We start from the raw sequence: 9,017 nt of genomic DNA, 5'->3' as shown, positions 1-9,017 counted from the left end.
TTTACACAATACTTAATTTAAGTATATACTCTCATTTGTATTTCTCATTGATTGTTTTTGTCTTTATTTCATTTTTCATCTTTATTTTCTACTTTTTTGTCCCCTTTTCTTTCCTCTGGTTTATTTTTTACTTTGTTTTCTGGATTGCCTCTCTCTAAATTGAATTCGCTCATATTATTACTTACTATCTTCAAAAATTCTAAAACCCTATTGTTTACAATACTTTCATATTATCTTTTTAAGAGGTTTGCCTCCCTGGTGTATAATATAATTAGTTAAATTATCGTTTAATTCGGTAAAATTAAACTATACACTTTTACAGGGAGGTTAAACCATGAGTAATAATCCTAAACAATTTTATCTCGATTTTGTCTATGATGAATATATGAAATCTAATTCTTCTTTTGCTTATATCCTTACCATTTTTGATTATATTGACTGGTCTCTTGTTCCTGAGATTCTAAATCATGCTGCGCAAGCAGAATGATTTAATTTTCTTTAATTTATAATTTTTATTCTTAACTTTTGCGAAGCAATGCTTCTGGTGTTGGTAGAACTGGTTATTCCCCTGTTTCTATGATTAAAGCTATTTTAATTAAAATTATCAAAAATCTAAATTCTAATTCTGATCTTATTGATGAATGTATTTGTCAAGTATCTTTGGAAAGAGCCGCTATTATTATATAATATACAGATTTCCTTATTCTTTGTCTATTTTTCGGGAAGCAAGTAACTTCATAAATGTCTAATTTATTGAAAATTGCTATTTTCATTGCAAGATAGATATTTTCAAAACAATCCAATCAAGAATATATCTTTTTCCTAACTGGTTCATTTAACTTCAACTCCAATTTTATTATATTTTTCATTTATTATTCCAATAACATCAAAAACATTTTTATATTTTAATAAATCACTTTTTTCTAAAAATTGATTATGAGCTAATGTCAAAACCAAATACTCAGATCTTTCAACTATTTCTTCAAAAGACATATTTTCTATTCCTTTTATATTTTTTTCTTTTAAATATGGTTCACATCCATAAACAGTATATCCTTTTTTCTTTAAACTTAGCGCTATTTCTAATGAAGGACTTTCTCTTAAATCATCTATGTTGGGTTTATATGCTAATCCCAGTATTCCGATAATTTTATTTTTATTATACTCAACTTCTTTTTCTATTTTTTCCACTATGTAATGTGGTTTATAATCATTTATTTCTCTGGATGTTCTTATTAAATTTGCTTCTTTTTGGAATTTTTCTACTATAAACCAAGGATCTACTGCTAAACAATGACCACCTACTCCAGCTCCTGGTTTTAAAATATTTACTCTCGGATGTTTATTTGCTAATTCTATTAATTCAAATACATTTATTCCTAATTTATCTGAAATAATTGAAAGCTCATTTGCAAATGCTATATTTATATCTCTATATGTATTTTCAACCAATTTACACATTTCAGCTGTTATTGTATCTGTTGTATATACTTTTCCGTTTTTTAATATTGTTTCATATAATTCTTTGGTTATTTCTTCTGCATATTTATTAGAAGCACCTATTATTCTATCATTATTTTCTAATTCATACAATATTTTTCCAGGTAATACTCTCTCAGGACAATGCGCAACATAAAAATCTGCGTTAATTTTCAAGTTTGTATTTTTTTCAATGATTTTACCCATTATTTCTTCTGTTGTCTTTGGAGGAACAGTTGATTCTAAAATAACTAAATTTCCTTTTTCGACATATTTTGAAACCATTTCCGAAGCTGATTCAACATAAGATAAATCTGCTATTTTTTCCTTTTCATTCTTTTTGAATGGTGTTGGGACACAGATAATAAATACGTCAGACTTATCTAATTTGTTAGTAGGTATTAAATTTCCAGAATTCAAAGCTTTTTCATATACTTCTTGCAAATCTGGTTCAACTATATGTATTTTACCATTTTTCAAAGTATTGATAACATTTTCATTTACATCAAACCCATATACTTTAAATCCAGCATTTGCAAAAGTTATTGCTGTTGGTAATCCGATATACCCCATCCCCACAATAGTTATTTTTAAATCTCTATTTTGTATTTTTTCTTTCAACGTTATTCCTCCTCTTCATAAGAATATTCTCAATTAACCTCCTGATACTTGTTTTTTCTTAGTTTTTTGAAAATAATATATTTTTTCTTTTTTATTTTAAAAAGAGTTTATTTTCATCTTTGTCATTTTTATTTATATGATTTTCATTGCTTTATTTTTTTTATTACCTCACTTTTTTATTTATATTTTAATATTTTTATATTTCCTCACCATTCTTTTCTCCTCAAATTCACCCTCTTATGTCCACCAGAATCACTTTTCGCATTCACCCCTTACAAGATTTGGACAAAAAATAAGAAAGTGATATCATAAAATTGAAAAAAAGAAAGGGGTGTTTTTTAATGAGAAAACGAACTAATTATGAACCTGAATTTAAGTTGTCTGTCGTTAAAGAATATCTTTCTGATGATTCATTAACTCAAAGAGATATTTGTGAAAAGTATTCTATTCCAGATTCTGTTTTTGCAAGATGGGTTAAAAAATATAAAGATTCTAATTATGATGATAATGTGTTTCATTTAAAAAAAGGTCGTCCTAGTTCTATGATTTCGGATATTTCTAAAGTTCCTCCAATTATTTACGAATCTGCTGGTATTATTAAGTCTAATTCAAATAATACTAATGATTCTGTTGTTTTAGAGAAAAAACTTAAATATTATGAACAATCGTTATGATTGTCTTCTTCTTGAAAAAGAACTTCTTATTAAAATGCAAGAGGATGAAATTAATTTTTTGAAAAAACAACAACAACAGAAAAGAAAGTAACTTTTATTGGTGATTTGTTGATTATTACATGATGCTTTGCATCATGATATTTTGATTTTTTTATTTGTTTTAATATATATATCTTTTAAATATATCTTTATGATTTTTTAGTTTGAAAACAAACTAAAAAACTTATGGTGTTTCTTTAAATTATATGCTTAATCGTTATAAGATTAAACGTAGCACTTTCTATTTTAAATCAAGATTGTTTTTTACTGTTAATCGTTATAGTAGGAAAAATAAATGTTTTAAAGGTTATTCTTTGAATACTAAAGGTGAAAAGATTTATGATGTGCATATTAAAAAACTACTTGTTGATTTGTTATCAATTGATGATCCTGACATGCTCCGCAGGTTTTATGTTTTTTATTTTAATTCTTAATATTTTTTTCTTGATTAAAAATCAAGAAAAAACTTGCAGTTGTATTTAAGCAAAAATATGGTATTATTATTAATCACAAAAAAATTCATAGATTAAGAAAAGAACTTAATTTAACTCGAAATTATCATCGTCATTCAAAACATCCTAAAAAAAGACCTAAAAATCATGATATTACCGGTCCTAATCAGTATTGGGAAGCTGATATTAAATTTGTTTTTACTAAAACTAATGGGTTTATTGGTATTCTAAGTATTATTGATGTTAACATGCTCATTATCATTCGCAAATATTTGGATTTTTAATTAGTATTATATTCTTTAATAAATAAAATTAAAAATTTTATTTATTAATAGGCTATTAAATTTAGAAATGCTATACCTCAAAATTTAATTATTAGAACTGATAATGGTCCTCAATTTAAAGCTAATATTACTGATATATTTATGAGTGATCTCAATATTACTCATGAATTTGGGTACAAAAATAATCCTAATTCTCAAGCTTTTATTGAATCATTTCATTCTTCTGTCCAAAGAGAATTTGTTGAATATATTACTTTTAACGATATCGATGATGTTTATAATTATTACATGTCCTATATTTATTTTTATAATCATCTTAGACCTCATGGGTCTTTAAAGTATCTTACTCCTGATTTCGTTTTTTATCTTTTTAATGATAATTTCAATGATTTTATTTCGTCTTATAATTTTTCTGATTTTTTCGTTTCTGTGAAAAAATGAGATTTACTTATTTTTTGTCTAATTTTCGGGGGTCAAGCCGCTTTGGAAAAGGTCGCTATTATTATATAATATATAAATTGAATTAAAAAATATAAAATCAAAAACTTTTATAGATATACTTCCACAATTTTTGATAAAAAACGCTGATAATTATAGCCATCTCTATAGTTATCGTGTAATTATGTAAAACAGTATATTGATTTATAACAAATAATATTGAAAGAATAAATGAAAAGAAAGATTTTTTCCTTTTTGACATCAATCCAACGAAAAAACCTAATATTAAAGCTCCAAAATGCATCAACCTCTTTCCTCCCAATATATATAAATCTCCATACACAGTTAACCTTGTTCCTGCAGCATAATTTCCAAACAAGAAATAATGATATTCTTTACCTAAATTATCATTTCCCAGCTTATTTTTATCTATTCCAACTATTTCCCAAACATATTCAGGTAATAAAACAAGATAGAGATTATTAATTATTTGTTTTTTTAATTCTGTTAGGTGAGAATTTCTATAATTATCAATAAAAAAACTTAAATCTTTATATTCTGGAGATAATAAAACAACACTTTCATATATTGTCATATTAATATCCTTTGTTCTATTGAAAATTGATATTCCTCTGTATAGTATAAAGAATAATAGAATCATTATTATTATTATCCATATTTTTTTTTTATAAAAATTATTTTTTAAACTCTTCAATTGATTTTTTTTTATATAATACCATATATAAATTATTAATGCTGGTAAAAATACACTTCTACTTCTTCCATATAAAATGCAAAAAAAAACCTCCAACAAAATTATGATAATTAACAGTATCCTTTTATTTTTTTTCAGACTATTTTTATATTTAGAATAAAATATATAATTTATTATTGCTGAAATTGAAGCTATTTTAAATCCTATACCTACAAATCCACTTTCTCTAAAATAAAAATATTCTGATTGCCAAAAAAAGAAAGGAACAAATCTCAACTTTATAAGCCTTTCGCTTATCATAAATAAACTTAACAAAAAAGACATAATGATTCCCAAAAAAGGCGGGAATCCCACATTAATGTAAGGAATATTTTTCATTAGCGATATTTTTTTACCTATAAAATATCCTAAAGTTAAAAACAATAATCCGAATATATATAAAAATATATCAAAATCAACTTTGAATTTAGGTATTAATTTTACAATAACATACCAGACGAATGCTCCAAAAATAAATAAATAAATATAAATTGCCACCATCAACATATAAATAATGTCTTTTTTAAATAATGACATTAACTTTTTGATAAAATCACCTACTTTTTCATTTAAATATTATTTGATAATATTTAAGAAATTTATCCCAATATAATTTATTTGAATAAACTAAATCTATATATTTCTTTTTAATATAATTTAAATTTTCATTCTCAACTAAACTTAATATCTTCTGGGCTATTTTATTACAATTATCTTCTTTAAATACTTTAATTACTAAATCATTTGTTAAAGACATATCAATTCCATATTTCACATGATTGGATATATATATATTTTCCGACATTATTGCCTCAAAAAATTTGTTTGAAGAAACATCATCATGTTCGGGTACATCCAATAAATTTATTAAAAAATCACTTTCTAATAATATTTCATTTACTTTATTTCTTGGTTGAGGACCAAAATAAAAAAAATTTTTATATTTCTTTAATTTAGATATTTTAACTTTTATCTCATCATTTTTATATCTATTAGCAATTGGACCCACTAAAAATACTTTAAATTTACCACTTTCTAATAAAATTCTAAATATATCTAATGTTTTTAGCATTTGCCTTCTCTCTTCTGTTATCATTCCAATATAGGAAATTACATATAGATTTTTTTTGAATTTCAATTTTTTCGAAATTTTTAAATCTTCTAATAAAGGATAATTGTTTAAAATATAAATTTTTTTATTTTTTTTCTCTAAAAATTTTAATGTATCTGGATCTGTGTTTGATGCCATAACAACAGATTTATTTAATTTGGTTATAAGAATTTTAAAATTTACTTTGTTTAGCATTGATTCTATTCCTAATACTTCATGAATGTCAAGTACAACTTTTTCGGTTAATCTTCTAGGTAAAAAATATACTAAATTTAATAATACTAAATCCTGCAAAAATATATAATTATAATTGTGGTTTAAAATTTTTTTTCTTATATCAACAAAAATTTTAATAGTTTTTATACTAAATTTTTTTAACAATTTATAATGAAAATATTTTACATTCTTAGACTTAACATCAAATAAAAGATTTTCCTCATTAGATATATTATAATAGTGAATTTCCCAATTAAATTGTATCATCGATTTTATATGCCTTATAATTCTATAATCATAGCTTTTATGAACAGATATGATAGCAATTTTCATTTATATCAACTCCTAGCACTTTAGTTTGATATTCTTTAAATACAAATAATCCAATAAGTAAAATCTATCAGACAAGAGTATTCATTAATGGAACGTTAGTTTTAAAGTTTTTTCTGACCGTGTATAATTAAAATAGAAAAATATCATAATTTGATATATAATAATAATGTAACAACTAAATTTGAAGGATAAAGTTTTGTTGCACATATGGAATAGATAGTTTTTTTAGACTAAGCTTTAAAAGCTTGAAGGCTGTGGTTATCAACTCCTTTTAGCATGTTTTAGAGAATTGAGCGTTAAGCTTGTACAAAGCACGGTCATATGGCGAAAGGAGGTATTCCATATGATTACTGTAGGTATTGATATTTCCTCAAAAAAATTTGATGTTGCTACTTTTGATGGTAAAAAGTTTAAACACTTTGTTTTCGAACAGTCATACGATGGTTTTAATAAATTTCTTCTAAAAGTTGTTAAACACATTAAAGATGAGTATATGATAGCAATGGAAGCTACTGGCACCTATCATATTCCTTTAAAACAATTTTTAAACAAAAGAGGTATTGATATTCTGGTATTACACCCATATTCTCTCAAGAATTTATGAGAGCATTTAATCATTCAAAAACTGATAAGATCGATGCTAAAAACATTGCTAAAGCTGTATATTTATTAAGTGATTATGTAATTAAATCATCTGAACCTGAGGATTTAGTTTTAGAGTTAAGAAATTTGCTTAGAGCAAGAAAATCAATTGTTAAAACTTTTACTGCTTTACAGGTGCGATTAAAAAAGCATATGCTTTTTTAAAAAAATTATATCTTTTTAAAATTAAAGAATATTAAATCCTTCTGCTTGCGCAGCATGATTTAATATATGCCTGAATTATTAAAACATTTCTCAGATATGAAATCTCCTGTTTCGCTAAAATTATTATCAAGATATCCTACATTGAAATCAATAATGAAACACAAAAGAAAAGTCATAAATTTACTTGCTTCATAAAATGTATAAAAGCTAAGCTTTTATACAATGATATTTAAAGATTTTTTATTATTTTCATTTTTAAAATATTGATCTAAATCAAATATTATATAATTTTTCGCGGAGCGATGTTTCTGGAATAAAGAAAAAGCATTAGATGTAATAAATGATTTAAAACATTCAATAGGAATAGAACATGATACTTCTGCTATAATAATCAAATCAAAAGTAGAATTAATTAAGAATCATATGGAACAGATAGAAATATTAGAAAAAGAAATACAAAGAATTTCAAATGAACTACTTAACACTCTCGATATTAATGAAATAAATAATTTTCTTGACAATAGCGATAGTAATAACAATAGTAACAATAACAATAACGATAATGATAATAATAAAATAGAAAATAAGTATATTCAGGCATATAAAGCAATAACTTCAATCCCAGGTTCAGGTGAATTAGTAACTCCATTTACAATAATATCAGAAGTAGGTGATATTACTCGTTTTAAAACTAAAAAACATTTCGTTTCATACATAGGACTTGATCCTACAGTATCTCAATCTGGTAAATATAAAAGAAACAAAAAAATATCGAAAAAAGGTAACAAACACTTAAGACATATATTTACATTATGGGCTGAGAGAGTTTTAAAATTAATGCCAGAATATCGAAAAAAATACCATGATTTAATTAAAAGAGGAAAACATAAAAAAGTGGCTGAAATCGTTATAGCAAGAAAATTAGCTGAATTAGTATATACGTTATGGACTAATAATACAGTATTTGACTATAAATATTTTAGATCAAGAATATTAAAAAATGCATAATCATTTAATCTACTAATATTCAAATTTATAATTTTAAAATTAACTTATATAAAAATTATAATTTTTCTAAACAATTGCAGCGATGATTTTTGCTGTAATAGTGGGATAATTTTAAAAATTCTCTAAAATATTCCGTAACATATTTTTAATTTTATCTTCTTATTCTTTTAGAGAATACACCCTAATTTTTGTCTAATTTCTAGGGATATTGCTGATTAATCAAATAAATTACTTAATCAAAACTATATTCCACTCCAATATTAAAGTTATAATAAAATTCATTCTTGTTTGATGGTTTAAACATTTTCATATCGTAGTTGTCGTTCTCTGAGGTATCTACAAGTTCTAACTTGTTTTTCGTATATCTCAAATTTATACCATTAAATATTTTTAATCCATAAAAAGGATAATTAAATTTTAAATTAAAATCATATTTATGCTCTAATATTTTATCATCTAAAAATTTTGTTCCCTGACCTCCTTCTGTCCATGTTGCATATTCTCCCCATGGATTTGCTGGTGACTTGCTCCCGGAAACAACATATTCAAAACTTCCTCTGATATTTATATTTTTAATCTTATTTTCATATGTTGTCATAAACGCTATGTTGTTTTCACCATTATAATATCCTATATAATTTTCTTCTGGTAATATTGGTTTTTCTCCATCATATTGATAACTTACATCTGGATAATATGTGTATCCGTAATTTGTTGTGGGAGTATTTTCATTACCAAAAGGTTGAAAAGTATATTTTGTAACTCCTGCATTGTATAAACCAAATGCACCATACTTCGTTT

The 9,017-nt window shown here is 24.2% G+C and carries 12 protein-coding genes and 1 pseudogene; 8 read left to right on the top strand and 5 right to left on the bottom strand.

Translation table 11 applies throughout. The features are described 5' to 3' along the window. Positions 1 to 68: 68 nt before the first annotated feature. Positions 69 to 194 (bottom strand): hypothetical protein, encoded by a 126-nt coding sequence (locus X274_RS12310; protein ID WP_255350157.1) that lies wholly within the window; start codon positions 192 to 194, stop codon positions 69 to 71. Positions 195 to 334: 140 nt separating this feature from the next. On the opposite strand from X274_RS12310, the gene X274_RS12065 reads away from it, so the two are divergent. Next, complete coding sequence (locus X274_RS12065; RefSeq protein WP_156166166.1) at positions 335 to 487, top strand: hypothetical protein; 153 nt, start codon at positions 335 to 337, stop codon at positions 485 to 487. A 38-nt stretch (positions 488 to 525) separates the two neighbouring features. After that, the gene (locus X274_RS12060) at positions 526 to 687 is read left to right on the top strand and encodes a transposase (RefSeq protein ID WP_197073351.1); all 162 of its coding nucleotides are present in this window, start codon (positions 526 to 528) and stop codon (positions 685 to 687) included. Positions 688 to 831: 144 nt separating this feature from the next. On the opposite strand, the gene X274_RS09045 is transcribed toward X274_RS12060, so the two are convergent. Further along, complete coding sequence (locus X274_RS09045) at positions 832 to 2,100, bottom strand: nucleotide sugar dehydrogenase (protein WP_197073350.1); 1,269 nt, start codon at positions 2,098 to 2,100, stop codon at positions 832 to 834. 341 nt (positions 2,101 to 2,441) lie between these two features. Between X274_RS09045 and X274_RS09040 the strand changes: the two genes are divergently transcribed. Beyond that, the gene (locus X274_RS09040; RefSeq protein ID WP_084822718.1) at positions 2,442 to 2,774 is read left to right on the top strand and encodes a transposase; all 333 of its coding nucleotides are present in this window, start codon (positions 2,442 to 2,444) and stop codon (positions 2,772 to 2,774) included. A 916-nt stretch (positions 2,775 to 3,690) separates the two neighbouring features. Next, on the top strand, positions 3,691 to 3,990 hold the full coding sequence (locus tag X274_RS12055; protein ID WP_197073349.1) for an integrase core domain-containing protein: 300 nt from the start codon (positions 3,691 to 3,693) through the stop codon (positions 3,988 to 3,990). A gap of 97 nt (positions 3,991 to 4,087) precedes the next feature. Here the strand turns inward: X274_RS12055 and X274_RS09035 are convergent, their stop codons facing one another. Next, positions 4,088 to 5,278, bottom strand: a complete 1,191-nt coding sequence (locus tag X274_RS09035) for a hypothetical protein (protein ID WP_047266514.1) — start codon at positions 5,276 to 5,278, stop codon at positions 4,088 to 4,090. Between the two features lie 28 nt (positions 5,279 to 5,306). Continuing rightward, positions 5,307 to 6,401: a hypothetical protein gene (locus tag X274_RS09030; protein WP_047266513.1), complete on the bottom strand. Its 1,095-nt coding sequence runs from the start codon at positions 6,399 to 6,401 to the stop codon at positions 5,307 to 5,309. Between the two features lie 343 nt (positions 6,402 to 6,744). Here X274_RS09030 and X274_RS12350 point away from each other — a divergent pair, with 343 nt between their 5' ends. The 4 genes from X274_RS12350 (at position 6,745) to X274_RS09015 (ending at position 8,216) form a co-directional block, all read left to right on the top strand. Continuing rightward, positions 6,745 to 7,005, top strand: a complete 261-nt coding sequence (locus X274_RS12350) for an IS110 family transposase (protein WP_047266512.1) — start codon at positions 6,745 to 6,747, stop codon at positions 7,003 to 7,005. Further along, positions 7,002 to 7,208, top strand: a complete 207-nt coding sequence (locus tag X274_RS12345) for an IS110 family transposase (protein ID WP_047266511.1) — start codon at positions 7,002 to 7,004, stop codon at positions 7,206 to 7,208. Before X274_RS12350 ends, X274_RS12345 begins: the two co-directional genes overlap by 4 nt. A 66-nt stretch (positions 7,209 to 7,274) precedes the next feature. Continuing rightward, positions 7,275 to 7,403 (top strand): hypothetical protein, encoded by a 129-nt coding sequence (locus tag X274_RS12305; RefSeq protein WP_255350156.1) that lies wholly within the window; start codon positions 7,275 to 7,277, stop codon positions 7,401 to 7,403. A gap of 228 nt (positions 7,404 to 7,631) precedes the next feature. Beyond that, on the top strand, positions 7,632 to 8,216 hold the full coding sequence (locus X274_RS09015) for an IS110 family transposase (RefSeq protein ID WP_052913272.1): 585 nt from the start codon (positions 7,632 to 7,634) through the stop codon (positions 8,214 to 8,216). Between the two features lie 232 nt (positions 8,217 to 8,448). Here the strand turns inward: X274_RS09015 and X274_RS12175 are convergent. Then, positions 8,449 to 9,017: pseudogene (locus X274_RS12175) on the bottom strand (hypothetical protein); the annotation flags it as partial.

This window comes from Marinitoga sp. 1155 (assembly GCF_001021175.1).
Taxonomy (GTDB): Bacteria; Thermotogota; Thermotogae; order Petrotogales; family Petrotogaceae; genus Marinitoga.
Note: the sequence above shows the minus strand (reverse complement) of the source record. Positions and strands in the feature narration are given on the sequence as shown.